Origin of the sequence: Streptomyces griseorubiginosus (assembly GCF_017614965.1) — a bacterium.
Taxonomy (GTDB): domain Bacteria; phylum Actinomycetota; class Actinomycetes; order Streptomycetales; family Streptomycetaceae; genus Streptomyces; species Streptomyces griseorubiginosus_B.
On record NZ_WVUG01000048.1, the window covers coordinates 1 to 24502 of the forward strand.

Genomic DNA, 24502 nt, shown 5'->3' on the forward strand with positions numbered 1-24502 from the left:
CCCCGGAGGTCCCCACCGCCTCCTCACGCGACTACGCGATCGTCCACTACAAGCGCACCGACGGCGACTACGGCGACTGGGGCCTGTACGCCTGGGGCGACCTCGCCGACGGGGAGGCCACGACCTGGCCCGCCAGCCACCCGTTCGTCGGCCGGGACGCCTACGGAGCCTTCGCCTACGTCAAGCTGAAGCCGGGCGCGTCGAGCGTCGGGTTCCTCGTCATCGACAAGAACGGGAACAAGGACGTCTCCGCCGACCGCTCCATCGACGTCACCAAGACCGGCGAGGTCTGGATCGAGCAGGGCAAGGAGACCGTGCGGACCACCCGGCCCGACTACCCGGCGCAGGACAAGGGCAAGGCGGTCATCCACTACCACCGCGCCGACGGGAACTACGACGGCTGGGGCCTGCACGTCTGGACGGGCGCCGCGAACCCCACCGACTGGTCCAGCCCGCTGAAGCCGGTCAGGACCGACGCCTACGGCGCGGTCTTCGAGGTGCCCCTCACCGACGGGGCCACCAACCTGAGTTACATCATCCACAAGGGCGACGAGAAGGACCTGCCCGCCGACCAGTCCCTGGACCTCAGGGCGAACGGCTACGAGGTGTGGCTGCTGAACGGGCAGGAGAAGTACCTGCTGCCCCAGCCCGCCGGCTCGGCGGCGGCGCTCGACCTGACCACCTCCAAGGCCGTCTGGATCGACCGGAACACCGTCGCCTGGAACGGCTCCGACGCGGCCGTCTCCACCCAGCTGCTGTACTCCCACGACGGCTCGATCGCCGTGAAGGACGGCACGCTCACGAGTGACGACGAGCGCTGGCTGCGGCTGGAGAGGACGACCCTCACCGACGCGCAGAAGGCCAGGTTCCCGTATCTGAAGGACTACACGGCCTGGTCGGTCGACCCGCGCGACCGCAGCCGGGTGCGCCAGGCCCTCGACGGGCAGCTCGTCGCCTCCCAACGGGCCGCGAACGGTGCCGTGTTGGCGGCGACCGGCGTCCAGATCGCCGGCGTGCTCGACGACCTGTACCCGGGGGCTACCAAGGCGGAGCTGGGCCCGGTGTTCCACAGGGGCCGCCCCACCCTGTCCGTCTGGGCGCCCACCGCGCAGAGCGTGTCGCTGGAGCTGGGCGGCTCCCTCAAGGCGATGCGCCGCGACGACTCCACCGGCGTCTGGTCCGTCACCGGCCCCGCGTCCTGGAAGGGCAAGGAATACCGGTACGTGGTGAAGGTGTGGGCGCCCAGCGTCCGCAAGGTCGTCACCAACAAGGTCACCGACCCCTACTCGCTCGCCCTCACCGCGGACTCCGAGCGCAGTCTCGTCGTCGACCTGGACGACAGGTCCCTCGCCCCGAGCGGCTGGTCGCACCTCGCCAAGCCCAAGGCCGTACCGCTGCGGGACGCCCAGATCCAGGAACTGCACATCCGGGACTTCTCCGTCGCGGACAAGACCGTGCCGGCCAGGGACCAGGGCACCTACCTCGCCTTCACCGACAAGAACAGCGAGGGATCGAGGCATCTGCGGGAGCTGGCGAGGTCCGGCACCTCCTACGTCCATCTGCTGCCCGCCTTCGACTTCGCCACCGTGCCGGAGAAGAAGGCCGACCAGGCGACACCCGGCTGCGACCTCGCCTCCTACCCGGCCGACTCCGACCAGCAGCAGGCCTGCGTGGCGAAGACGGCCGCCAAGGACGCCTACAACTGGGGCTACGACCCCTACCACTTCACCGTCCCGGAGGGCTCGTACGCCACCGACCCCGACGGCACCTGGCGCACGGTCGAGTTCCGCGAGATGGTCAAGGCGCTCAACCAGGACGGGCTGCGGGTCGTCATGGACGTCGTCTACAACCACACCTCCGCCGCCGGTGAGGCCGACACCAGCGTGCTCGACCGGATCGTGCCGGGTTACTACCAGCGGCTGCTCGCCGACGGCTCGGTCGCCAACAGCACCTGCTGTGCGAACACCGCGCCCGAGAACGCCATGATGGGCAAGCTGGTCGTCGACTCGATCGTCACCTGGGCCAAGGAGTACAAGGTCGACGGCTTCCGCTTCGACCTCATGGGCCACCACCCCAAGGCCAACATCCTGGCCGTCAGGAAGGCCCTCGACGCGCTCACCCTCAAGAAGGACGGCGTCGACGGCAGGAAGATCATCCTGTACGGCGAGGGCTGGAACTTCGGCGAGGCCGCCGACGACGCCCGCTTCGAGCAGGCCACCCAGAAGAACATGGCCGGCACCGGCATCGCCACCTTCTCCGACCGCGCCCGGGACGCCGTCCGCGGCGGCGGCCCCTTCGACTCCGACCCCGGCGTCCAGGGCTTCGCCTCCGGCCTCTACACCGACCCGAACTCGTCGACCGCCAACGGCACTCCGGCCGAGCAGAAGGCCCGACTGCTGCACTACCAGGACCTGATCAAGGTCGGTCTGTCCGGCAACCTCGCCACGTACCGCTTCACCGACACCGACGGCAAGGAGGTCACCGGCGCCGAGGTCGACTACAACGGGCAGCCCGCCGGATACGCGGACGCGCCCGGCGACGCCCTCGCCTACACCGACGCCCACGACAACGAGTCCCTGTTCGACGCGCTGACGTACAAACTGCCCCCGGGTACCTCCGCCGCCGACCGGGCCCGGATGCAGGTCCTGGCGATGGCGACGGCCACCCTCTCGCAGGGGCCGTCCCTGTCCCAGGCGGGCTCCGACCTGCTGCGCTCGAAGTCCCTGGACCGCAACTCCTTCGACAGCGGCGACTGGTTCAACGCGATCCACTGGAACTGCGCCGACGGCAACGGCTTCGGGCGGGGACTGCCCCCGGCGGCCGACAACCAGTCCAAGTGGCCCTACGCCAAGCCCCTGTTGGGCGCGGTGAAGGTGGGGTGCGAGCAGATCGAGGGCGCCTCGGCCGCCTACCGCGACCTGCTGAGGATCCGTACGACGGACAGCGTGTTCTCGCTCGGCACGGCCGGACAGGTGCAGTCGAAGCTGTCCTTCCCGCTGTCCGGGAAGGACGAGACACCCGGAGTGATCACCATGGAACTCGGTGATCTCGTCGTCGTGTTCAACGCGACGCCGACCCGGCAGGAGCAGCGCGTCCAGGACCTGACAGGAATCTCTTACCGCCTGCACCCTGTGCAGGCGGCGGGCGCGGACTCTATCGTCAAGTCGTCGTCGTACGAGCGGAAATCGGGCACGTTCGTCGTTCCGGGGCGCAGTGTGGCGGTGTTCTCCCGGACTGCCTGATATCGGCATTACCTTTGGTGGGACAGGCCCGTCACCCGGGTCTGTCCCACCGGTGCTGTCCAAGGGCTGGAGATGGACGTCAACGGCAAACTGACAGGCACGACCGTGCTGGTCGTGGATGACGTGGCCGCGAGCCGGTATGCCATGGGCACCGTGCTGCGGCGCGCCGGCCACGAGGTCGTCGCGGTCGCCAGCGGCTCCGAGGCGCTGGCCGAGATCGACGTACGGCTGCGCAAGGGCACCCTGCCCGACGTGGCCCTGGTCGACGTGCACCTGCCCGACATGAGCGGCTTCGAACTGTGCCGCCGGCTCAAGGACCGGCCGCACATGGCCGGGCTGCCGGTCGTGCACTTCTCGGCCCTGTCCGTGGCCCCGACCGACCGCTGCGAGGGCCTGGACGCGGGCGCCGAGGCCTATCTGACGGTGCCCGCGGAGCCCGAGGAGATCGAGGCGGTGGTGCGCTCCGCGGTCCGCGCGGCCCGGCTGCGCGCCGACGACCAGGCGCTGGTACGGCGGCTGCAGCTGCTGTCGGAGACGATCGTGACCATCCAGGCCGCCCGCTCCCTGCGGGAACTCGCCGAGGTGGCCGCCGACGGTGCCGCGCGGCTGATCGGCTGCCCGGCCGCGGTGTTCGTGCTCGACCAGGACGACGAGCTCTACCGGGGCCTGTCCCGGGACCGCACCGCCCTCGCCCTGCCCGACGAGGGCGCCCACCGGGCCGTGGCGGGCCTGCTGCGCCGGCTGACCCGGGGACAGGCGGGGGTGCAGATCACCACCGTTCCCGCCCCGCTGTGGCCCACCGGGTTCTTCCGGCCCGGCGTGCAGCACGACGCCCGCCTCGCGCTCGTGCTCACCCAGGACGGCAAGGCGCCGGTGTGCCTGGCCACGCCCACCCGCGGGCTGCGCCGGGTCAGCCCCGAGGGCGAGGCACTGCTGGCCCAGCTCGCCCAGGCCACCGCGCTGGCCGCCGAACCGCTGCTGATGTACCAGGTGGAGCGGCATGTCGCGCTCACCCTGCAGCACAGCTTCCTGCCGCAACGGCTGCCCGAGCTGCCTGGCGTGGACCTCGCGGTCCGCTATGTGCCGGCGTCCAGCGACACCGAGATCGGCGGCGACTTCTACGCCGCGCTGCGGGTCGACGGCGGCGTCCTCACCGCCGTCGGGGACGTCGTGGGGCACTCGCTGGACGCGGCGACCGTCATGGTCGAGCTGCGGCACGCGCTGCGCGCCTACTGCGTCGACGAGAGCGACCCCGCCGTGCTCGCCGAGCGGCTCGACCGGGTGCTCCAGCGCTACCACGCCGAGGTCACCGCCACGGTGTGCCTGGCGCTGATCGACCCGGCCAGCGGGCGGGCCCGGATCGCCAACGCCGGGCATGTGCCGCCGCTGATCCTCGGGGCGGGCGGCAGCGCCGAGTACGTCAAGGCGTCCGGTCCGCTGCTCGGCGTGGGGCTGCCCCATCCGCCGCCCACCGAGCTGCTCCTGGAGCCCACCGACCGGCTCCTGATGATCACCGACGGTCTGATCGAGACCCGCGGCACCGACCTCACCGACTCCATGGAGCACCTGCGCGCCGCCGCCGTGGGCGCCCTGCCCGGCCTGGACGCCCTGTGCGACACCCTGCTGGCCTCCTTCGGCCACGACCGCGAGGACGACATCGCCATGCTCGCCCTCCAGCTGAGGAACTAGGGTGAGCCGGTAGCCGCCGTAGAACAGGAGTGCCCATGCCGCAGATCACCGTCGACCACTCGAAAACGATCTCGTTCGACCGGGAGGGCTTCGCGCTGGACCTGCATCACGCGCTCGTGGAGATCGCCGCCGCCAAGCCCGAGGCCTGCAAGACGCAGTTCCGGGCGTCCCAGGTCACCGCGTTCGGCTACGAGGACCCCTCCGACCTCGGTCACGGCGTCGTGCACGTCACCATCGGGCTGCTCGCCGGCCGCACCGACGAGACCAAGGCGCGACTGACCGAGGCCGTGCTGGAGCTGCTGAAGAAGCACGTCGAGGACGACGGCCACGGCACCCTGCACGCCTCCGCCGAGGTACGCGACCTCGATCCCTCCTACCGCAAGTTCGAGCGCTGAGGCCGGCTCCGGTCCCGGGCCCTCCTCAGGACGCCAGGGCGAGCAGCCGGGCGACCAGGTCCGCGAAGGGCCCGTCGGCCGGCTCGTCCTTGACCATCTTGCGCAGCAGCGCGCCCATCTCGTCGTCGTAGGCGGCGCTCACCGCGGCCAGCGCGGCGAAGTCGTGCACCAGCTGCGCCTCCAGCTCGGCGCGCGGGATGCGCCGGCCGTCCAGCCAGATCAGCGCGGTCGACTCGGCCAGCGAGATCCAGGACCGGACGACCAGTTCCAGCCGCGCGGGCGGGTCCTCCACGCCCAGATGCGAAAGGATCTGGTCATACGCGGCCTGCCGTACGGCGTCGATGAGCGCGTTCGTGTTGGAGGAGCCGACCGCCGGCCCGCCGCGCATCAACGCCGAGAAACCGGGCCCGTGTTCGTCCACGAAGTCGAAGAAGCGGTGCATCGCACGCAGCAGCCGCGCCCCCAGCGGACCCTGGTGCGGCTCCCTGAACCGGCCCGCCAGATCGTCCGCCGCACGCCTCAACGCGGCCTCGTACAGGCTGAGTTTGCCGGGGAAGTAGTGGTAGACCAGCGGCCGGGAGATGCCCGCGGCGGCTGCTATCTCGTCGATGGAGACGTCGTCGGGAGATCTCTGGCTGAACAGTTCGAGGGCGACGCCGATCAACTGCTGCCGCCGCTCCTCGACTCCCATTCTGCGGCGTACTCCGGTGGTCATACGAACACCTTACCGATCGGATCCGGCCCCGAACGGACGGGACCGGCCAAGGGTGTTCACATCTGCGCGGCTGCGTGAGCCGATGGCGAGAGCACCCTCGGACCCGAACTCCGATGGTGTCGACGGGCGTTGACCGGTCAGCCGAGCCCGCTCAGCACTCGTCCGTCCGTCAGGGTGGCCTTCAGCTCGGCCCGCGCGCCCGGGCGGGCCCGCACGACCAGCGACCTCCCCTGGGCCGAACCCGTGATCCCGCCGGACGCGCCGATCGACGCCGTGCCCTCGCTGCCCGCCGCGAGCAGATACCAGTGCCCCGCCTCCGACTTCCACAGCACCCCGGCGAGCACATGCGGATCCTTCGTGCCGCACGCCGGCGAGTTCTCGGCCTTCGCCGCGACCGCCCCGTACGTCCCGCCCGGCGTGCGGAACTGGGCCAGCACCCGCGGGCCGGCGCCGCTCCACGTCTCGGCCCGGGTGCACACCCAGTCCGCCGAACCGCTCGCCTCGGGCAGCGCCTGGGCGGCGTACGTCCAGGCGTTGACACCGCGCACCCCGGCCGACCGCATCGCCGACAGCGAGCAGGCGTACGGCGCCCAGGCGCGCAGCCCCTCCGCACCGGAGGCGTCACGCATCGCGCCGGGCCGCCCGGTGGTGAGGCGGGCCGGGACCAGTTCCCCGAGGTCGGTGAGCAGATGCGTGCCCGTGTCGTCGGTCAGCTGCAGCACGTTCCACGAGGTGCAGGTACCGGTCTGCTGGGCGGCACTGGCCAGGGGTGAGGTGATGCCCCCGGTGAGGCCGAGGTCCATGGCACCGGCGCCGGGCTTGAGCAGGTCCCGCTCGGCGGCCCGGGTCACCCAGGGCGCCGTCAGATAGCGGACGTTGCCGTCGGCCCGGCCCAGCACCAGCGCGCTCGCCTCGGTCCGGTCCGCTCCGTCGACCCGCGCGAAGTCGAGCGCGGCGCCCTTGGTGCCGTCCTTCGGCTCGGCGTAACGGGCGATGCGCAGCCCGTCGTACAGGATCACCACCCGCGCGCCGTCGATGTTCCCCGCGTACAGCAGCTGCGGCGGGCCGGCGGGGCCGCCGGAGGGGGTGTCGGGTGTCGCGGAGACCTGGACGTGCTCGCTGGGGCGGGCCCAGACGGCGAGGGCACGGCGCAGCAGCGGCTTGTCGCCGGTGAGGTCGCCGCGGGCCGGCCAGACGGAGAAGTCCGTGCGGGTCGAGGACTGCCAGGCGGTGGGCGGGACGCGGAGGAGCTTGGCCGGATCGAGGGCGGCCTCGGCGGCCGGGTTCTGCGCGTAGGCGGGAGCGGCGGCGCCGTCGGGACCCCAGCCGCCGCCGGGCAGGGCGAGCAGCGCCCCGCACACCGCGAGGGCCGCGGCGGCGGCGAGCGCGGCCCGGGTGTGCTGGCGGCGCCGCATCAGGTCGGTGGGCCGCGCGTGCAGCGAACACGGGTCGAACTCGGGGGAGCCCAGGTGGGGATGGTGTGCCGCCGGGATCTCGTCGGCCTCGTCCAGCGCCTCGTCCACGTCCGCGCAGCCGGCCGCCGTGAGGATCGCCCGGACGTCGCCGTCGGGGAGTTTTTCCAGGCCGCGCAGGACATAGGCGGCGCGGCCCGGGCCGGACAGCGTCGACAGCCGCTGGTCCAGGGCGAGTTCGTCGGCGCCGCCCGAGCGGGGGAACAGGCGCAGGCCCCACACCTGGGGGAGCAGCGGCGGCAGCTGGGAGCGCTTCGGCCACGCGGTGAACCTGAGCGGGAGGCCCGCTTCCAGCGCGGTGCGCAGCACCTGGAGCCGGACGAAGGCGTAGCCCGGGTCGCCGTCCCGGCCCTTGGACTGGGCCGGGATCACGGGTGCCGAGGCCCTGCCCCTGGGCAGGGCGCGCTGGACCAGCGCATGGGCGGTCACCACGCGCCGGTTGCGGCCCAGGCTCGGCGGCAGCACCAGGTAGGCGAGCCGGACCAGCCGGGGGTAGTGCTCGACGAGCGCGGCCTCGGCCTGCTCGACGTCGACGACCGGCTCTGCGGAGGACGGTGCGGGGTGCGGGGCGACATCCTGTGACTGCACGTTCAGCAGAACGAGCGAATCGTCGGATGGTCACCGCCACCCGGGGGACTCACTCCCCGGGTTCGACCAGCAGCCGCGCGTAGTTCGCCATCGAGCGCTGGTAGCGCGGCAGATGGGGGGCGAGGGCGCCCAGCACGAGGGAGAGGCCCTCGCGGTCCCGGCCGAGACTGGACAGGCACAGCGCCAGACACGCTCGTACCGCGTCGTCCAACTCGTCCGACGGGCCGTCCAGTTCGGGGGTCAGCAGCTTGACGCCCTCCTCGGCCTGACCGATGTTGCGCAGCGAACTGGACAGCTGGATCTTGGCCCGCCTGCCCTTGTAACGGCTGACCTCGCTCAGCCCCCGGTCCAGCGCCTCCCGGTACAGCGGCACTGCCTTGTCCGAGTGGCCGGTCGAGTCCCAGGCGCAGGCCCGCTCGAAGAGCCCCAGCGGGCTGTCCTCGGGCAGCTCGGCGGCGAGCGCGTCGATCACGGCACGGAAGTCCCCGGCGTCGTCCTCCGCGTAGTCGTCGAAGGCGGCCCAAGCGGCGGCCACGCGATCTTCCCAGTCCTGATTCACGGACCGTACTTTCGCACACCCGTACCCTGACTCCCACCGGATTTGAGCACCCGGCCCCCCGCAGCCGTATGGAAGGGAACGGGCTCTTGGGCCCAGATGGCAGAGCGACCCGGAGGAACAGATGAGGTTGACCCGACCGATGCTCGCCGTGGCCGGTGCCGCGGCCGCCCTGGCGCTGACGGGCTGCGGATCCGGAGACAGTGACGCGGCCGCGAAGGTGCCGGTCACCGCCACCGGCAGCCTGGAGAGCCTGGCCGCCAAGGCGAAGTGCAAGCCGGACATGCAGATCGACTCCGACGAGGTCCGCCAGGCCATCTGCAAGACCTCCGACGGCAAGTACGTCTTCGCCACCTTCGCCACCGACCGCGGCCAGCGCGAGTGGATCAACGACGCGAAGGACTACGGCGGTTTCTACCTGGTGGGCCGCAAGTGGGTCGCCGTCGGCGAGGACAAGGTCGTCAAGGCGCTGCAGACCACGCTCGGCGGCGAGGAGGAGATCGGCACCGACCACAGCCAGCACGGCGGCAGCCACAGCGGCTGAACCCCTGTTGCACACACCGGAAGGCCGGTGGCGGGAGATCCCGCCACCGGCCTTCTTCGGTCGGTCACACGCTCAGTGGGTCACTGGCACTGCCGGCCCTGGTTGATGCAGTTGGCGATGGTGTTCGCCAGGTTGTTCTTGAAGACCGCGATGAAGTCGTCGTGGTCCGTGGCCGCCTTGTGCAGCTGGTCCGGGAAGCCGTCCACCGCGTAGGCGTTCTTCACCTGGCCGTTCTGCAGGACCGGCGGGTTGATCTTGTACACCAGGCGCATCGTCAGCTGCGGGATCGCCTTGAAGCCGTTCTGGCAGTTGCCGTTGGCGTCGGCGAACGCGACGTGCGTCCGGTGGTTGGCGCTGTCGATGTTCTTGCCGTCCCAGCAGGACTGGAAGGCGAACGTGCGGACCACGTTGCTGCCCTGCGGGCAGATCGGGTACTGCGTCGTCAGCTGGACCTTGTTCTCGAAGCCGGTGCAGGACCAGTGCGCGTTGGCGTTCGCCAGACCGTTGGTGGTGGTCTTGGCGTCACCGGTGATGATGCGCAGGAACTGCGGCATCGCGGTGACCTTGCTGGTGGGCGAGCCGACGTACTTGATCTGCGCCTGGACGGGCGTCAGGATCTTGCCGACGTTGCCCTCCTTGCCGCCGCCGTCCCGGTTCTGGTCGAAGTCCTGCGTGCCGTCCTGGATACGCACGACCGGCCAGTAGTAGGCCGACAGGTCACCCTGGTTCTGGCAGCTGGTCTGGTCCTTGATCAACGAGTCGTTGGTCGCGAACGCGTCGACCTTCTGGTTGCCGACGTAGTCGTGCAGGTGGTGCGCGCCGTTGGTCACGCCGGGCGCCACGATGACGTTGTCGGTGTTGTGGTTCTTGTTCGCGTTGACACCGCACCGGGTGACGAAGGTGCCCCGCGAGGCGTTGCCATTGGCACGCGGCTTGGCGGCGACGTTCGGCTGGACCTTCGTGATGTCCACGAAGTCGGCCGCGACCGGACCGTTGCCGGCCTGACCGCCGATGTTCTGGGCGCCGCCTGCACCGGCGCTCGGGGTGGCCGAGGCCTGCCCGTTGCCCTGCTGCTGACCGCCGTTGTTCTGCTGGCCGCCGTTGTTCTGGCCACCGTTCTGCTGCTGACCACCGTTGTTCTGCTGGCCGCCGTTGTTGCCCTGGCCGGCCGTGGTCTGGTTGGTGGTCATCGTCGTGCAGGCGGCGAGGGCCTGGAGCCCGGCCGCGTCGACCTGGCCGCCGACACGCTGGATGTCGATGCGGATCCGGTCGAGGGTCGCGGCCCGCTTCTCCTTGAGGGGGCCGACGATCGCGTTCTGCACGAAGCTGGCGTCCTGCGTCTGCGCCTGACGCGTGGAGGCGAGCCGGGCGTAGGCCTCGGTGATCTGCTTGTCGAGGTTCGCCAGCTCCGTCGCCACGCCCTGCTGGGCCTTGGCCGGCACGTTCGTCAGCTTCTGGCCGACGTCCGGGCAGGCGATGGTCGCCACCGTCGCGGCGGCGGCCTTGGTCTGGTTCTGCCCCGAGTTGTTCGACTCGTGCGCCGAGGCGTAGAAGTTCGCCCAGATCAGCCCGCCCCCACCGAGCGCTAGGGCCGCCGATGCGGCTATGGCCTTGGTGGCCAGCGGCGTACGGCGTTTTCGATTGTTGCGTCCCATGGAACTCCTCTGACTTCCTTGCGGGCTTGGCGGGGCATCGAGGCGCCCGACAGGAGTGAAGCGGCGCCCATTGATACGGGCGCCGCCTCAGGGGTGTTCAGCCACCCCACAAACAAATCAGAGGTTTACCAGTCCTTGGTGTCCCAACCACCGCCTGAGCAGCAGAAGTTACAGAGAATCGCCGGTTCCTCACCGGCCCTGGTCCAGATAGGCGAGGACGGCCAGAACGCGACGATTGTCGTCGTCCGACACCTCCAGGTCCAGTTTGGCGAAGATGTTGGAGGTGTGCTTGGCGATCGCCCGTTCTGTCACCACCAGCTGCCCGGCGATCGCCGCGTTGGACCGTCCCTGCGCCATCAGCTCCAGCACCTCCAGCTCGCGGGGGGTCAGCCGGGCCAGCGGCCGGTCGTCGGCGGCCCGCCGGGACAGCAGCTGCTGGATCACCTGCGGATCCATCGCCGTACCGCCCGCCGCCACCCTGCGTACGGCGTCCACGAACTGCTCCGCGTCGAACACCCGGTCCTTGAGCAGATACCCCACCCCGCCGCTGCCGTCCGCCAGCAGCTCACGCGCGTACAGCTGCTCCACGTGCTGCGAGAGCACCAGCACCGGCAGCCCGGGCCTGCTCCGGCGCGCCTGGAACGCGCACTGCAGCCCCTCGTCGGTGTGGGTCGGCGGCAGCCGTACGTCGACCACGGCGACGTCCGGCTCAAGCTCGGCCAGCGCGCGGGTGAGCTCGGGGCCGGACTCGACGGCGGCGGCGATCTCGAAGTCGTGGGCCTCCAGGAGACGGACCAGTCCGTCCCGCAGCAGGAAGAGGTCTTCGGCTAGGACAACGCGCAAGGGATCTCCATGGTGACCATGGTGGGACCGCCGGCGGGAGAGCTGACGGCCAGGACGCCGTCGAATGTACCCAGCCGCCGTTCCACCCCGGCCAGTCCCGAACCGGCCCCGATCACCGCACCGCCCTTGCCGTTGTCCGTGACGGTCACCCGCAGCCGCTCGTCCTCGTGGTGCAGGTCGACCCAGATCCGGTCCGCGCCGGAGTGCTTGACCGCGTTGGTGAGGACCTCGCTGACCGCGAAGTAGGCGGCGGCCTCCACCGGCGCCTCGGCGCGCCCGCCCAACTCGACGTTCACCTCTGTGGGAACGGGCAGCCGCAGCGCCAACGCCCGTACGGCGTCCCCCAGCCCGCGCTCGGCGAGCACCGGCGGATGGATGCCACGCACCAGCTCCCTGAGCTCGGCCAGCGCGTCCACCGAGGACTGGCGGGCCTGGGCGAGCAACTGCTTCGCCTTCGCCGGATCCTTGTCCAGGAGCGTCTCGATGGTGCCCAGATCCATCCCCATCGCCACCAGCCGCGCCTGCGCCCCGTCGTGCAGGTCCCGCTCGATGCGCCGCAGTTCGGCCGCCGAGGAGTCCACGGCGTCCCTGCGCGTCTCGGTCAGCACCCGCACCCGCTCGGCCAGCTCACGCTGACTGGCGCCCAGTACGGAACGGGTCAGCCTGAAGTGGGCGGTCACCATCCGCGGAGCGAGGGGAGTGAGGGTGAGCAGCAGGAGGGCAAGCGCGCCGGCGCCGAACGCGGAGGACTGGTCGGTGACATGGACGAACCCGTACCAGTAGCCGCCCCACTGGGAGAGGGGCCGCCACAGTCCGGCCGCGACCGCGATCCCCTCCAGCGGGTAGAGGAACAGCGCCACCGGCAGCACCGCGGTGACGTACCCCGCCGTCATGTCCACCTGCAGCCACCGCAGGTCCCGCCACACGGCCGGGTCGCGCAGCAACGTGTACGTCCGCGTCCACGGCCTGCCCTCGGGGACCGGCTGGTACGCCGACGGGATCACCACCCCGCACCACTCGGCCGCCACCCTCCGCCGCCAGTCCGCGAACGCCCGCACCCGGCCCAGCACCCACGGGGTCGTGACCAGCCCGATCCCGACCGGGACGAGCGCGATGGACACGAGCGCGAGGGTGAATCCCAGCACCGCCCCCGGAAGACTCACCAGAGCCAGCACGAACCCCCGCCCCGCCGCGACGACGACGTCCCGGGCCCTCGCGGAAAGAGGGCCGCTTTTCGTGTTGGTGTTCATGGCAGCAGTCTCGCTGGCCTCTTGGCCGGGGTCACGGGGCCAGGCCCCCCGCTCACGGGGTGGTGCCAGATACACCCCGGGCCCGGGATCCGGTCACAGCCCGGCGGGCCCGGGATCCGGTCACAGCCCGGCGGGCCCGGGATCCGGTCACCGTCCGCCCAGCACCTTCGCCTCCACCACCGGATCCAGCCCGACCGACGGCCGATCCGCCCGCTGCGGCGCCGTCCCGCCGATCCCCTGAAGCCAGGCCCAGGTGTCGGCGACGGTCTCCTCCACCGGCCGGCACCTCAACCCCGTCCCCACCGCCCGGGACACGTCCGCGGAGTGCAGGGAGTCGTGCATGTCACTCCCAGGCGGCACCCACACCGGCAACTGCGTCCACGGCTCGATCCCGGCATCGAGGATCACGTCCGGCTCCACCCACCGCAGTTCCCCCGATCCGCCGGTCACCTGCACGCACGCCTCCAGCAACGACCCCATCGTGGCGTGCCCCTGAGGGCTCATCAGGTTGTACGGTCCCTGAAGCTCCCGTTCGGCCGCTCCCAGCACCCACTCGGCCAGGTCCCGCACATCCACGTACTGCAACGGCAGCTCCCGCGGCCCCGGCGCCAGCACCGGCCCGCCCCGCGCGATCCGCCCCAGCCACCACGGCAGCCGCCCGATGTTCTCGTACGGCCCGAGGATCAACCCGGCCCGTACCAGCACGGAACGGTCCGCGCCGAACGCGTCCACGACCGCGATCTCGGCCCCCCGCTTGTCGCGCGCGTAGTCCGTCCGGTCGGCGTCGGGCTCGGCGCCCTCGACCAGCGGCGCGCCCTCGTCGTACCCGGCGGGCGCGGGCCAGGCGTACACCGAGCAGGTGGACACGTACACATACCGCCCGGCGCGGCCCCGCAGCAGCCGCGCCGACTCGTCCACGGCCCGGGGCGCGGCCGACCAGGTGTCGACGACGACGTCCCAGGTGCCCTCCGCGAGGGCGGCCAGCCCGTCGGCCGCGGTGCGGTCGCCCCGCAGGGCCCGCACACCGGCCGGGGGCCGCTGCCGCCCCCGGTTGAGGACGGTCACCTCCCAGCCGCGCCCGAGGGCCGCCTCGACGACGGCCCGTCCCGCGAACTCCGTACCACCCAGCACCAGAAGTCTCATACCGGTGACTGTGCCCGGCCCGCCCGCGGGAGGGAACCGCGCTCTGCCGTCAGCAGATCAACGGCCCGTCGGCGGGGTGTACTTGTAGCCGACCCGGCGGACCGTCTGGATCGCCTGCCGGTACTCGGCGCCCAGCTTGCGGCGCAGCCGGGCGATGTGGACGTCGACCGTACGGCCGTCGCCCACGTGCCCGTAGCCCCACACGGTGGTGACGAGCTGGTCGCGGGTGTGCACCCGGCCGGGGTGCGCGACCAGGTGGGCGAGCAGCTCGAACTCCAGGTAGGTCAGGTCGAGTTCGCGCCCGTCCACGGAGGCGGTGCGCTGCACGGGGTCGATCCGGACGAGCGCCTCGGCGTCCGGACCGGCCTCCGCCGTGTCGGCGGGGTCCGGGGCGGCGAGGCCGGCCGGAGCGAGGTGCGGCCGGTCGGCGGGGATGAGGACGAGGTAGCCGACCATCGGCGGCTGTCCGGGCAGCGTGGGCAGGGTGTGCTGGGGCGCGGGCAGCCAGGTGGCGCCCGGCGGCAGGAACTCCGCCACGTCGATCACCTCGTCCCGGTCCACGGCCCGCAGACGGTGCCGGGAACCGGTGGGGGAGGGGGTGTTGACCGGAGCGGTGGGTACGGAACGCATGATCGCCATGAGAGGTCAGCTCTTTCGCGCGAGAGGTTCGTCGGAGGGGACGTACTCGTTCGCGTCGGCCGAAGACCGTGTACGGCTTGAGACCTGTACGGCTTTAGAGGGCCGGCGCGTTCATCGCGCGGCAACACACCCGGTCGAAGTCGTGGTGCTGACGGGAAGGCCAGAACGGCTCGAGGTCGGTGCGACCCGTCGCGGTGTGGTTCTGGAAACTGGCCATGGCCCCATTGAAGCAGACAGCGGCCCCCACGAGGAGACTCCTCTCACTGCTTGGACGTTTCCTTGACATGAAGTGGCCGGTACGGCCTCCCCGCCCGTCAACGCCAGGGGGCGCCCACCGCGACGGTGGGCGCCCCCTGGGCGTGGCTGAGCGGATCAGACCTGGCCGGCCTTCTCCAGGGCGGAGCAGCAGGTGTCGACGATCAGACGCGTCACCAGGTACGGGTCCACGTTGGCGTTGGGACGGCGGTCCTCGATGTAACCCTTGCCGTCCTTCTCGACCTGCCAGGGGATACGGACCGAGGCGCCGCGGTTGGAGACGCCGTAGGAGTACTCGTTCCACGGGGCGGTCTCGTGCAGGCCGGTCAGCCGGTCGTCGATGCCGGCGCCGTAGTTCTTGACGTGGTCGAGCGGCTTGGAGCCCTCGCCGAGCGACTCACAGGCGGTGATGATCGCGTCGTAGCCCTCGCGCATCGCCTTGGTGGAGAAGTTGGTGTGCGCGCCCGCGCCGTTCCAGTCGCCCTTCACCGGCTTCGGGTCCAGCGTCGCGGAGACGCCGAAGTCCTCGGCCGTGCGGTAGAGCAGCCAGCGGGCGACCCAGAGCTGGTCGGCGACCTCGAGCGGGGCCAGCGGGCCGACCTGGAACTCCCACTGGCCGGGCATGACCTCGGCGTTGATGCCGGAGATGCCCAGGCCCGCCTTCAGGCAGTTGTCCAGGTGCGCCTCGACGACGTCACGGCCGAAGATCTCGTCCGCGCCGACACCGCAGTAGTAGCCGCCCTGGGGGGCCGGGAAGCCGCCCTTGGGGAAGCCGAGCGGGTAGCCGTCCTGGAAGAAGGTGTACTCCTGCTCGATGCCGAAGATCGGCTCCTGCGCGGCGAACTTCTCCGCGACCTCCGCCAGCGCGGCACGGGTGTTGGACTCGTGCGGCGTGAAGTCGATGTCGAGGACCTCGCACATGACGAGGACGTCGTTCCCGCCGCGGATCGGGTCCGGACAGGTGAAGACCGGCTTGAGGACGCGGTCCGAGGCGTGGCCCTCGGCCTGGTTCGTGGAGGACCCGTCGAAGCCCCAGATCGGCAGCGCGTCCAGACCGGCGGGCTCACCCGCGATGATCTTCGTCTTGGAACGGAGCTTGGCGGTCGGCTGGGTGCCGTCGATCCAGATGTACTCAGCCTTGAAGGTCACGGGCCACTTCCTTCGGGGGTGTGTCTGACGCACTTGCGGGTGCTGCGGCGCTGCGGCACTGGGGCGCCGCGGTGATGCCCGCGAGCCTGTCAACAGGCAGTTTCCCGTCGATTGCTCGAATGTGAACCCCGTGTTACCTGGCGGTGGTGTGGCGCGATTCACGGTGTGAAACGGCCACCCCGCTCAGTCCTCCCCGGCCGCCGCCTCCCGCACACCCTCCAGGAACCCCCGGATCGCGGCCGGCTCCCGTTCGTCGTACACACGCGGCGGTTCCACCACGCGGCCGGTCAACGGCCGCATCCAGGAGGCGGCCGCCGGCTTCCCCTCCGTGCCGAAGCCGGTGACCGGTCCGCGCCCGGCCCCGGACGCGCCGCGCGTGCTGGACATGCCGGTCCTGCTGTTCCTGGCCGAGAACAGCAGGACAATGACACGTACGAGGTGGCGGGGACGGCGGATGCGCTGCTGCCGCACGTGGAGACGGTGGTCCTCCCCGGTGTCTCCCGTCATGCGCCGCCGCAGTCCGCACCCGCCGAACTCGGCCGCCTCCTCACGGAGTTCTTGAACCCTTGAGCCTCACCCCACCTTCTCGATCAGTGCGCGCCGGATCAGGAACTTGCCGGGCTCCCGGACCTGTTCGAAGGCCGCGTTGTTGAGCAGGGCGCAACTGCCGGACACCGAGGTGACCTTCACCGTCGTGGACTTGTTGTTGTCCAGGTTGGTGACCTTCAGCGTCGTCCCCGCCGGGAACTGGTTGCTGGACGCGGCAGGCGCGCCGGCCTCGCCGGAGAGGGTCACGGTGGAGCCCTTGCAGACCTGCCGGGCGGAGCCGGAGGCGGCAGCGCCACCGGTGTTCGCGCCCGCCCCGGAGTTCGCGTTTCCCGCGGGAGCCGTCTGCGCCGGCTGCGCGGTCTGCTGCTGCGAGGGCTGTGCGGGCTGCGTGGCCTGGGAGTCCTGAGCCGACTCCCCAACCGCGCACCCCGACGCCTGCTGCTGGACCTTGATCTGCGCGATGACCGCCTCACGGTTGGCGATCCGGGCCGCGGACTGCGCGTCCGGATTCGCCTTCTGCCCGGCGATGAACCGCTGGTTGTTGCCGAGCGCGGTGGCGAGCCCCTGACAGACCGTCGAGTTCGCGGCCGACAGGGTCTTCGCGGAGGGCGGGGTCTGCGCGGCGTTCGAGGTCGACGCCATCGCGAAGGCCACTCCGCCCGCCACCGCCGCCGCGCTCACCAGGACCGCGAGCTTCTTCTTCGTACTGACAGTTCTCCTACGCGACATGCGCGCCTCCTGAAGAGGTAGGGGAGCGTACGTCGCTATGTACGAGATACCGAACGAGGTTACTCAGCGGTTACACGAGTCTCCGAAGTAACCTGCGTCACACCTGCGTTGGTCACTCGAGACGTCGTCACTCGAGACGTCGTCACTCGAAACGTCGTCACTCGAAACGTCGTCACTGAAAACGTCGTCACCCGACCGTCGGTCACTCCCGCGACAGCGCCTCGCGTACGGCCTCCTCGGTGCGGCCGACCACCGCGGTGCCGTCGTCCGCCGTGATGATCGGACGCTGGATCAGCCGGGGACGCTCGGCGAGCGCCCTGATCCACTGCTCCCGCGAACCGGCGTCCCGCGCCCACTCCTTGAGACCGAGCTCCTTCGCGTCCGCCTCCTGGGTGCGGGTGATGTCCCACGGTTCGAGCCCGAGGCGGTCGAGTACGTCCCTGATCTCGTCCTCGCTCGGTACATCCTCCAGGTAGCGGCGGACGGTGTAGTCCGCGCCCTCGGCGTCGAGCAGGCTGATGGCGCTGCGGCACTTGGAACAGGCCGGGTTGATCCAGATCTCCATGGGGCCAACGGTACGCGAGGGGAGTGCCGAAAGCCCTTGTGGCCAGGGGCTTTTGTCAGTGGCGGGCGGTACACTAGAAGAAGTGTTCGAGGGTGTTGCCGGGGCGTCGAAGGCCCTGGTGGACACCCTGTCCGCGACAGGAGGATGCCTGTGCCCGCTGCCGCACTGAAGCCGAAGCCGACCCAGTCCACTGTGAAGCGCCCCGTCCTGCTCGACCTGCCGTACGAACCCGTGGAGAAGCGCCCGTTGCCGCCGGGCCGGCCCCGCGAGTGGTACGTCACGCACAACCGGCGCCTGAAGGCGATGCGTCTCGCCATCGCCCTGCTCGACTCGGGCGTCTACATGCCGAACCAGGCCCGCAACGAGACGATCCGGCACACGGCGGAACTGATCGGAGTCCACCCGCCGTCGGACACGACGTGCCACATGGTGCGGGCGCTGATGCGCTACAGCCGATGAGGCCGGTGCCGGGCGCCGCACACGGGGCGCCCGGCACGTCCGCCCGCTACCCCCTCGCCAACTCCTTGTCCAGCGGCGTCGGGAAGCGGGGTGTGACCCGGCTCGTCCCCATCCATGCCCGCAACCGCTCCACCTCCGCGGCGATCGCCGCCTTCGCCTCGCGTCCCACGCCCTTCTCGTCGAGGAGCCGCCACGCGATCTCCCCGTCGGCGCGCTGGGCCCAGCCCCCGACCACCCGGCCGTCCCACCACACCGTCGGCCCTACGTTGCCGCTGCGGTCGAACAGCAGGGGCCGCAGTTCCGGCGCCAGATACCAGTCCCGTGCCTGCCAGCCCATCGCCGTCGGATCCAGCGCCGGCAGCAGTGCCGCCCAGGGCTCCACGGGACCCTCCGGAGCAACGTCGTTCGCGGTGACGTACGCCGGGCCCTCGTCGACCGACACCTCCCGCGCCCCGATCGCCGCCAGCGCGCGCCGGACGTCGGTGACCTTCCACCCCGTCCACCACTTCAGGTCGGCCTCGGTCGCGGGTCCGCATGAGGCCAGCCAACGCCTCATCAACTCCGCCTGCGCCCCGGACACGTCGAGCTCCGGATGCGCCGGCGCCACCGCCCAGCGGAACTGGCTCGACGTCCACGAGCCGAGCGGCCGGCCCCGGACCACCTTGCCCTCGACACCCAGCACCCGCAGCAGCCGGCCCGAGACGGTGTGGACGCCCTCGTAGCTCTTGCCGGCCGCGTACACGAACTGTTCCCGCAACCGCGGCTCGTCCTGGGCGAGTTCGGTCGCCGTCGCCTGGCCGTGCCGGGCCAGGGCGGCCAGCAGCGACTCCTCGACCTCCTTCAGCCAGGCCGCGTCCGGCGCCCCCGCGCTCGCCATGTCCTGCACCAGTTTGGCGCGGGCCTTGGCGGCCACGGCGAGGCCGGTCGACGCGTGGACGACCGCGGTGAGGTCGGTGGGGAAGACGAACACCGTCTGGCGCATGCCGTGCATCCGCACCAGGGAACGGTCGTCGTACAGCGCCCGCTCCGTCTCGGGCACCGTCCGCGCCGCGTCCGTCAGCCGCGCGCCCACCGCGAGATACACGGTCGCCGGGTCCGTCCCGTGCAGCGCGACGAGCGAACCGGCGAGGTCCTCCGGGGAGTCGCCCCGCGCCCCCACCGCGAGCCGATGCCGCACCGCCAGCCGCGCCCGCCGCTCGGTCACCCCGATGTACCGCTCCCCGTCACCCATGACACCCTCCGCCCGTCACGGCACCCGTGTTCCCATCTTCGCGGACCCCACTGACAACGCCCCCCGCCGGACTCCGCCGCCGCCCACGGGGACCGGCCTCCGCAGTCGTTCGGCCGTCCCGCGGCCGCGCTCTCCTCGTCCGGCACGGCAGCGCGCGCTGCGCCCGCACCGAGCTCGTGTGCGACGGCGGCGGCCTGGCCGGCCGCGCAGGCGGCGTGCCGAGCCGCGCCTCGTCCGCCCGGGGCAGGCGCCAGCGGGGCGTGGATCGGGCTCAGCAGTCGAAGACCGACCAGCAGATGTCGTTGCGCAGGCGCTGGTCGTCGAGCACGAGCTCCCTGATCGCCTCCGGGAGCCGGTCACGCTGCCACCGGCACTCCAGCCGTCCCGCGGCCGCGCTCTCCTCGTCCGGCACGGCAGCGCGCGCGGCCTTGATCGCATAGGCGGCCGCACCGAGCTCGTGCGCGGCGACGTGTGCGACGACCGCCGCCTGGCCGGCCGCGTACGCGGCGTGCCGTGCCGCGCCCCGCAGGTCTCGAGCGGCTCCCATCGCATGGCCGCCCGCCGCTCGGGCCTCCATCATCCGGACCTCGCCCCGCACCCAGGCGCGGGCATGCTCGATCGCCCGGCGCGGCCGGGGGTCCTCGGGCCGGGCCGACTCGAAGAGGCCGAGGACGTGCTCCGCGCAGTCAGCCGCCCAGAGGGCGAGGAGACGGTGATCCGCGTCGGTGAGGGTCCCACCACGGCGGACGGTCACGAAGCGAGGGTCCCTGACCTTCGGGAGGATCATGGATCGGCCTTCCTTCCCGCCCCGCAACCGATGACGCGCATCCGCGACCGTACCCCCTCCCGTCACCCGATCGCCGTACCCGGCATGCGCTCGCCCCCGTCCCCGCCTTCACTGCGATCAAAGAGGCGGCGCGGCGATGAGCCGAGGTGGTGGGAGGCGTGATGGGGCGGTACGGGGTTGTGCGGTGGGTCGCGTGAGTTCCCCTGTCGACCGTGCCGAGCAGGGCAAGGCCGCCCGGAAGCGGGTCTCGCGGTCCGCGCACGCAGGGTGGGTGGCGCCCGTCGACCGGGACGACCCCGTCGCCGTACTGGAACGGCAGGGGCGGGACCGGCTGCCGGAGCTGCTGCCGATCCGGTACGGGCGGATGGCCGCGTCGCCCTTCGCCTTCCTGCGCGGATCGGCCGCCGTGATGGCCGCCGACCTGGCCTCCCGGCCGCACACCGGGCTCACCGTGCAGTTGTGCGGTGACGCCCATCTGCTCAACTTCGGGCTGTACGCGTCCCCGGAACGCACGCTGCTCTTCGATCTCAACGACTTCGACGAGACGTTCCCCGGCCCCTTCGAGTGGGACGTCGAACGGCTCGCCGCCAGCGTCGTCGTCGCCGGCCGGGAGAACGGCCACACCGAGGACAAGGTGCGCCGCGCGGCGACGGAGGCGGTCACGTCGTACCGGACCAGCATGCGGCGGCTGGCCGCGCGGGGTGAGCTGGAGGTCTGGTACGAGCGCATCGACGCCGACCGCCTGCTGCCGCTCGCACGTTCCGCCCGCCGACGCCGCCAGGTCGCCGCCAGCCTCACCCGCGCCCGCCGCCGCACCAGCCTGCAGGCCGTCGGCAAGCTGACCGAGGTCGTCGACGGCAGGCGGCGCATCGTGCACGACCCGCCGCTGCTGGAACCCGCCGGCGCCTCCGACACGGCCTCCCTGCGCAAGATCTTCAGCGACTACCGCTCCACCCTCTCGGAGGAGCGCCGGCTGCTCCTGGACCGCTACCGCTTCGTGGACGCCGCCCGCAAGGTCGTCGGCGTCGGCAGCGTCGGCCTGCGCTGCTTCGTCGTGCTGCTCGCCGGCCGCGACACCGACGACCCGCTGTTCCTGCAGATCAAGGAAGCCCGCACCTCCGTGCTCGAGGACCATCTGCCCACGGGCCCGTACGTCCACCCCGGGCACCGCGTGGTCGCCGGGCAACGCCTGTTGCAGGCCGCCAGTGACGTCTTCCTGGGATGGATGAGCGGGCCGCAGGGACGCGCCTTCTACTGGCGGCAGCTGCGGGACATGAAGGGCTCCGCCGATGTCGCCGGCATGAGCCCCGGCGACCTGCTCGCCTACGCCCGGCTGTGCGGCACCGCCCTGGCCCGCGCCCACGCCCGCTCCGGCGACCGCGTCGCCATTGCCGCCTACCTCGGCGGCGCCGACACCTTCGACCACGCCGTCGCCGACTTCGCGCTCGCCTACGCCGACCAGAACACCGCCGACCACGCCGCCCTGGGCGCCGCGATCGCCGCCGGCGTGATCCGGGCGGCACCCGAGGTGTGACCTGCGGGTCTACGCTGGCCGGGTGCAGCCTTCCGCGAGCCCGTCCGACGGCTTCGAGGTCGTCGCCGTCGCCTCCTCGGCCGGCGGCATCAACGGCCTGATCACCCTGCTGGGCGGCCTGGACGCCGCTCTGCCGGTGCCGGTGCTGGTCGTCCAGCACCTCGACCCTCGGCATCGCACGGTCATCGCGGACGTCCTGAGCCGCCGCACGCCGCTGACCGTGAAGCTCGCCGAGGACCACGAGCGGATCCGGGCCGGCTGCGTCTACGTCGCGCCCCCCGACCGGCATCTTCTCGTGCGCGCGGGCGGACGGATCGCGCTCACCGACACCGAACTCGTCCACTTCGTCCGTCCCTCCGCCGACCTGCTGTTCGAATCGGTGGCGGGCGCCTACGGACCGCAGGCCATAGCCTGCGTGCTGACCGGCACCGGACGGGACGGCGCGATGGGCGTGGACGCGGTCAAGTCGCGCGGCGGGACGGTGATCGTGCAGGATCCGGCGACCGCGGAGTTCAGCGGTATGCCGCAGGCGGCAGTGGGTACGGGCACAGTGGACTTCGTGCTACCTCTGGACGAGATCGCCGCGGTCGTCCGCGGCCTGGTCGAGTCCAAGAGGCAGTGGCAGGGAAGTGACGGCAGCGATGGTTGACGGACAGCCGGAGATGGAGACCGACGAGGAACTGGAGGATCTTCTCGGTTTCCTCAGGGACGCGCGCGGCTTCGACTTCACCGGCTACAAACGCTCCTCGCTCGGCCGGCGCATCCGCAAGCGGATGACGGACGCCCAGGTGGCGTCGTACAGCGACTACCGCGACCGCCTGGAGACCAACCAGGACGAGTTCAACGCGCTGTTCAACACCATCCTGATCAATGTCACCTCCTACTTCCGCGACCCCGAGGCCTGGACCTTCCTGCAGCGCGAGGTGATGCCGGAGCTGCTCGCGCAGAGCGGCTCCCAGGAGGAGATCCGGGTGTGGAGCGCCGGCTGCTCCAGCGGCGAGGAGGCCTACTCGCTGGCGATCATGTTCGCCGAGGCGCTGGGCCTTGAGGAGACCCTGGAGCGGGTGAAGATCTACGGCACGGACGTCGACGACGAGGCGCTGCGCGACGCCCGCTCCGGACTGTACTCGGCCAAGGTCCTCGCCTCGCTGGAACCCGAGCTGCGCGACAAGTACTTCGAGCAGAACGGCGCCCGCTTCAGCTTCCGCCCCGATCTGCGCCGCCGCGTCATCTTCGGCCGCCACGACATCACCCGCGACGCCCCGATCTCCCGGCTGGACCTGCTGGTGTGCCGCAACACGCTGATGTACTTCAACGTCGAGGCCCAGACGCAGATCATCGACCGGTTCCACTTCGCGCTGCGCGAGGGCGGCTGTCTCTTCCTCGGCAAGGCGGAGATGCTGCTCAACGACGCCGAGCGGTTCGAGGTGATGAGCATGCGCCAGCGGGTCTTCCGGCGGCGCCCCGGCGAGTCCGCGACGCCGTACCAGCCCGCGCCGGTCAAGATCAGGGCGGGGCTGGGCGGGCAGCTGCACACCGTCGCCCGCAACCGCCAGCTGCGCGACCTCATCCTCGACGCCACCCCGAGCGCCGCCCTGGCCGTGGACTCCATGGGCACGGTCGTCCTCGTCAACAGCCAGGCCCGGGTGCAGTTCGGCCTCACCCCGAACGACATCGGGCGGCCCTTCCAGGACCTGGAGATCTCCTACCGGCCGGTGGAACTGCGGTCCCTGATCGAACAGGCCACCCACGAGCGCCGCACATTGCGCGTCAACGGCGCCGAGCGCCGGGTCGGCGAGGACGTCCAGTACTTCGACATCCTCGTCCAGCCGCTGTCCGGTCCCGAGGGCATGACGGTCGCCACCAACATCACCTTCACCGACGTCACCGTCGCCACCCAGCTCAAGTCCGAGATCAAGCGGGTCCGCGAGGACCTGGAAACGGCGTACGAGGAACTGCAGTCGACCAACGAGGAGTTGGAGACCACCAACGAGGAACTCCAGTCGAGCATCGAGGAACTGGAGACCACGAACGAGGAACTGCAGTCGACCAACGAGGAGTTGGAGACCACCAACGAAGAACTCCAGTCCGGCAACGAGGAACTGGAGACCATGAACGAGGAGATGCGGGTCCGCACCGAGGAACTGGACGAGGCCCGCGCCTTCCTGGAAGCGGTGCTCACCTCCATCGCGGCCGGAGTCGTCGTCCTCGACCAGCAGCTGAAGGTCAAGAGCTGGAACCGCGGGGCCGTGGACCTGTGGGGCCTGCGCCCCGACGAGGTGCTGGACCAGCCCTTCTACGGTCTGGAGTTCGGGCTGCCCACCGAGAAGCTGCGCGAGACCGTCCAGCAGTGCGTCGAATCCGGCAAGCGAGGGGAGCCGCTGCCGGTGCCCGCGGTCAACCGCCTGGGCCGCAGAATCACCTGTCAGGTGCAGTGCAGCCCCTTCGACGGCCACAACGGCGGAGTGGTCCTGCTGATGGAGGAGGGCCGCGGCGACGCCCCGGGATGACGG

At 71.3% G+C, this 24502-nt stretch carries 23 protein-coding genes; 8 read left to right on the plus strand and 15 right to left on the minus strand.

Going from position 1 to position 24502, the window contains the following annotated elements; all coding sequences use genetic code 11:
• From pulA to GRC12_RS12365, 3 genes are all read left to right on the plus strand, one after another.
• On the plus strand, positions 1–3242 hold a 3242-nt coding region (gene pulA / locus GRC12_RS12355; RefSeq protein WP_208779277.1), incomplete at its 5' end, for a pullulanase-type alpha-1,6-glucosidase.
• Positions 3243–3314: 72 nt separating this feature from the next.
• Positions 3315–4931: a fused response regulator/phosphatase gene (locus tag GRC12_RS12360; RefSeq protein ID WP_208779278.1), complete on the plus strand. Its 1617-nt coding sequence runs from the start codon at positions 3315–3317 to the stop codon at positions 4929–4931.
• Between the two features lie 35 nt (positions 4932–4966).
• Entirely contained in the window at positions 4967–5326 is a 360-nt protein-coding gene (locus tag GRC12_RS12365) for a 5-carboxymethyl-2-hydroxymuconate Delta-isomerase (RefSeq protein WP_208779279.1), read from the plus strand.
• A gap of 25 nt (positions 5327–5351) precedes the next feature.
• Here GRC12_RS12365 and GRC12_RS12370 read toward each other — a convergent pair whose 3' ends face one another.
• From GRC12_RS12370 to GRC12_RS12380, 3 genes are all read right to left on the minus strand, one after another.
• The gene (locus GRC12_RS12370) at positions 5352–6041 is read right to left on the minus strand and encodes a TetR/AcrR family transcriptional regulator (RefSeq protein ID WP_208779280.1); all 690 of its coding nucleotides are present in this window, start codon (positions 6039–6041) and stop codon (positions 5352–5354) included.
• Between the two features lie 137 nt (positions 6042–6178).
• Positions 6179–8101 carry a hypothetical protein gene (locus tag GRC12_RS12375; protein WP_208779281.1) on the minus strand — a complete coding sequence of 641 codons (1923 nt, stop codon included), beginning with the start codon at positions 8099–8101 and terminating at the stop codon, positions 6179–6181.
• Positions 8102–8150: 49 nt separating this feature from the next.
• A complete protein-coding gene (locus tag GRC12_RS12380) occupies positions 8151–8660 on the minus strand; it encodes a tetratricopeptide repeat protein (protein ID WP_208779282.1) in 510 nt (169 codons plus the stop codon).
• Positions 8661–8781: 121 nt separating this feature from the next.
• Here GRC12_RS12380 and GRC12_RS12385 point away from each other — a divergent pair, with 121 nt between their 5' ends.
• Positions 8782–9201 (plus strand): hypothetical protein, encoded by a 420-nt coding sequence (locus tag GRC12_RS12385; RefSeq protein WP_208779283.1) that lies wholly within the window; start codon positions 8782–8784, stop codon positions 9199–9201.
• 80 nt (positions 9202–9281) lie between these two features.
• Here GRC12_RS12385 and GRC12_RS12390 read toward each other — a convergent pair whose 3' ends face one another.
• From GRC12_RS12390 to GRC12_RS12435, 10 genes are all read right to left on the minus strand, one after another.
• The gene (locus tag GRC12_RS12390) at positions 9282–10856 is read right to left on the minus strand and encodes a DUF1996 domain-containing protein (protein WP_208779284.1); all 1575 of its coding nucleotides are present in this window, start codon (positions 10854–10856) and stop codon (positions 9282–9284) included.
• Positions 10857–11045: 189 nt separating this feature from the next.
• Entirely contained in the window at positions 11046–11699 is a 654-nt protein-coding gene (locus GRC12_RS12395) for a LuxR C-terminal-related transcriptional regulator (RefSeq protein WP_208779285.1), read from the minus strand.
• Entirely contained in the window at positions 11684–12949 is a 1266-nt protein-coding gene (locus GRC12_RS12400; protein WP_208779286.1) for a sensor histidine kinase, read from the minus strand. Before GRC12_RS12400 ends, GRC12_RS12395 begins: the two co-directional genes overlap by 16 nt.
• Positions 12950–13096: 147 nt before the next feature.
• The gene (locus GRC12_RS12405) at positions 13097–14092 is read right to left on the minus strand and encodes an SDR family oxidoreductase (RefSeq protein WP_208779287.1); all 996 of its coding nucleotides are present in this window, start codon (positions 14090–14092) and stop codon (positions 13097–13099) included.
• A 57-nt stretch (positions 14093–14149) separates the two neighbouring features.
• On the minus strand, positions 14150–14731 hold the full coding sequence (locus tag GRC12_RS12410) for a winged helix-turn-helix domain-containing protein (protein WP_208779288.1): 582 nt from the start codon (positions 14729–14731) through the stop codon (positions 14150–14152).
• A 94-nt stretch (positions 14732–14825) separates the two neighbouring features.
• The gene (locus GRC12_RS46390) at positions 14826–14948 is read right to left on the minus strand and encodes a hypothetical protein (RefSeq protein WP_280117461.1); all 123 of its coding nucleotides are present in this window, start codon (positions 14946–14948) and stop codon (positions 14826–14828) included.
• Positions 14949–15103: 155 nt separating this feature from the next.
• The gene (gene glnII, locus GRC12_RS12420) at positions 15104–16135 is read right to left on the minus strand and encodes a glutamine synthetase (protein WP_208779290.1); all 1032 of its coding nucleotides are present in this window, start codon (positions 16133–16135) and stop codon (positions 15104–15106) included.
• A gap of 183 nt (positions 16136–16318) precedes the next feature.
• Positions 16319–16642 carry a hypothetical protein gene (locus GRC12_RS47115; RefSeq protein ID WP_439959881.1) on the minus strand — a complete coding sequence of 108 codons (324 nt, stop codon included), beginning with the start codon at positions 16640–16642 and terminating at the stop codon, positions 16319–16321.
• A gap of 66 nt (positions 16643–16708) precedes the next feature.
• A complete protein-coding gene (locus GRC12_RS12430; RefSeq protein ID WP_208779291.1) occupies positions 16709–17413 on the minus strand; it encodes a hypothetical protein in 705 nt (234 codons plus the stop codon).
• A gap of 202 nt (positions 17414–17615) precedes the next feature.
• A complete protein-coding gene (locus GRC12_RS12435; protein ID WP_208779292.1) occupies positions 17616–17978 on the minus strand; it encodes an arsenate reductase family protein in 363 nt (120 codons plus the stop codon).
• A 150-nt stretch (positions 17979–18128) separates the two neighbouring features.
• Between GRC12_RS12435 and GRC12_RS12440 the strand changes: the two genes are divergently transcribed.
• Positions 18129–18437 (plus strand): hypothetical protein, encoded by a 309-nt coding sequence (locus GRC12_RS12440; RefSeq protein WP_133042964.1) that lies wholly within the window; start codon positions 18129–18131, stop codon positions 18435–18437.
• Between the two features lie 46 nt (positions 18438–18483).
• Here GRC12_RS12440 and GRC12_RS12445 read toward each other — a convergent pair whose 3' ends face one another.
• Positions 18484–19668 carry a winged helix DNA-binding domain-containing protein gene (locus GRC12_RS12445; protein ID WP_208779293.1) on the minus strand — a complete coding sequence of 395 codons (1185 nt, stop codon included), beginning with the start codon at positions 19666–19668 and terminating at the stop codon, positions 18484–18486.
• 271 nt (positions 19669–19939) lie between these two features.
• Positions 19940–20455 carry a putative immunity protein gene (locus GRC12_RS12450; RefSeq protein ID WP_208779294.1) on the minus strand — a complete coding sequence of 172 codons (516 nt, stop codon included), beginning with the start codon at positions 20453–20455 and terminating at the stop codon, positions 19940–19942.
• Between the two features lie 193 nt (positions 20456–20648).
• Here GRC12_RS12450 and GRC12_RS12455 point away from each other — a divergent pair, with 193 nt between their 5' ends.
• Genes GRC12_RS12455 through GRC12_RS12465 form a run of 3 tightly spaced genes read left to right on the plus strand, consistent with a single transcriptional unit; the run spans position 20649 to position 24499 of the window.
• Positions 20649–21989 carry a DUF2252 domain-containing protein gene (locus tag GRC12_RS12455; protein ID WP_208779295.1) on the plus strand — a complete coding sequence of 447 codons (1341 nt, stop codon included), beginning with the start codon at positions 20649–20651 and terminating at the stop codon, positions 21987–21989.
• A 22-nt stretch (positions 21990–22011) separates the two neighbouring features.
• Positions 22012–22638, plus strand: coding sequence for a chemotaxis protein CheB (locus GRC12_RS12460; RefSeq protein ID WP_208779296.1), 627 nt, complete (start codon positions 22012–22014; stop codon positions 22636–22638).
• Entirely contained in the window at positions 22631–24499 is a 1869-nt protein-coding gene (locus tag GRC12_RS12465; RefSeq protein WP_208779297.1) for a CheR family methyltransferase, read from the plus strand. Before GRC12_RS12460 ends, GRC12_RS12465 begins: the two co-directional genes overlap by 8 nt.
• Positions 24500–24502 lie beyond the last annotated feature (3 nt).

What these genes read in the sequence shown, in the direction of transcription:
- GRC12_RS12360 (WP_208779278.1), top strand. Translation starts at nt 3,315, where the DNA reads ATGGACGTCAACGGCAAACTGACAGGCACGACCGTGCTGGTCGTGGAT.
- GRC12_RS12365 (WP_208779279.1), top strand. Translation starts at nt 4,967, where the DNA reads ATGCCGCAGATCACCGTCGACCACTCGAAAACGATCTCGTTCGACCGG.
- GRC12_RS12370 (WP_208779280.1), bottom strand. Translation starts at nt 6,041, where the DNA reads ATGACCACCGGAGTACGCCGCAGAATGGGAGTCGAGGAGCGGCGGCAG.
- GRC12_RS12385 (WP_208779283.1), top strand. Translation starts at nt 8,782, where the DNA reads ATGAGGTTGACCCGACCGATGCTCGCCGTGGCCGGTGCCGCGGCCGCC.
- GRC12_RS12390 (WP_208779284.1), bottom strand. Translation starts at nt 10,856, where the DNA reads ATGGGACGCAACAATCGAAAACGCCGTACGCCGCTGGCCACCAAGGCC.
- GRC12_RS12400 (WP_208779286.1), bottom strand. Translation starts at nt 12,949, where the DNA reads ATGAACACCAACACGAAAAGCGGCCCTCTTTCCGCGAGGGCCCGGGAC.
- GRC12_RS12405 (WP_208779287.1), bottom strand. Translation starts at nt 14,092, where the DNA reads ATGAGACTTCTGGTGCTGGGTGGTACGGAGTTCGCGGGACGGGCCGTC.
- GRC12_RS12410 (WP_208779288.1), bottom strand. Translation starts at nt 14,731, where the DNA reads ATGGCGATCATGCGTTCCGTACCCACCGCTCCGGTCAACACCCCCTCC.
- GRC12_RS46390 (WP_280117461.1), bottom strand. Translation starts at nt 14,948, where the DNA reads ATGGCCAGTTTCCAGAACCACACCGCGACGGGTCGCACCGACCTCGAG.
- GRC12_RS47115 (WP_439959881.1), bottom strand. Translation starts at nt 16,642, where the DNA reads ATGACGGGAGACACCGGGGAGGACCACCGTCTCCACGTGCGGCAGCAG.
- GRC12_RS12430 (WP_208779291.1), bottom strand. Translation starts at nt 17,413, where the DNA reads ATGTCGCGTAGGAGAACTGTCAGTACGAAGAAGAAGCTCGCGGTCCTG.
- GRC12_RS12435 (WP_208779292.1), bottom strand. Translation starts at nt 17,978, where the DNA reads ATGGAGATCTGGATCAACCCGGCCTGTTCCAAGTGCCGCAGCGCCATC.
- GRC12_RS12445 (WP_208779293.1), bottom strand. Translation starts at nt 19,668, where the DNA reads ATGGGTGACGGGGAGCGGTACATCGGGGTGACCGAGCGGCGGGCGCGG.
- GRC12_RS12450 (WP_208779294.1), bottom strand. Translation starts at nt 20,455, where the DNA reads ATGATCCTCCCGAAGGTCAGGGACCCTCGCTTCGTGACCGTCCGCCGT.
- GRC12_RS12465 (WP_208779297.1), top strand. Translation starts at nt 22,631, where the DNA reads ATGGTTGACGGACAGCCGGAGATGGAGACCGACGAGGAACTGGAGGAT.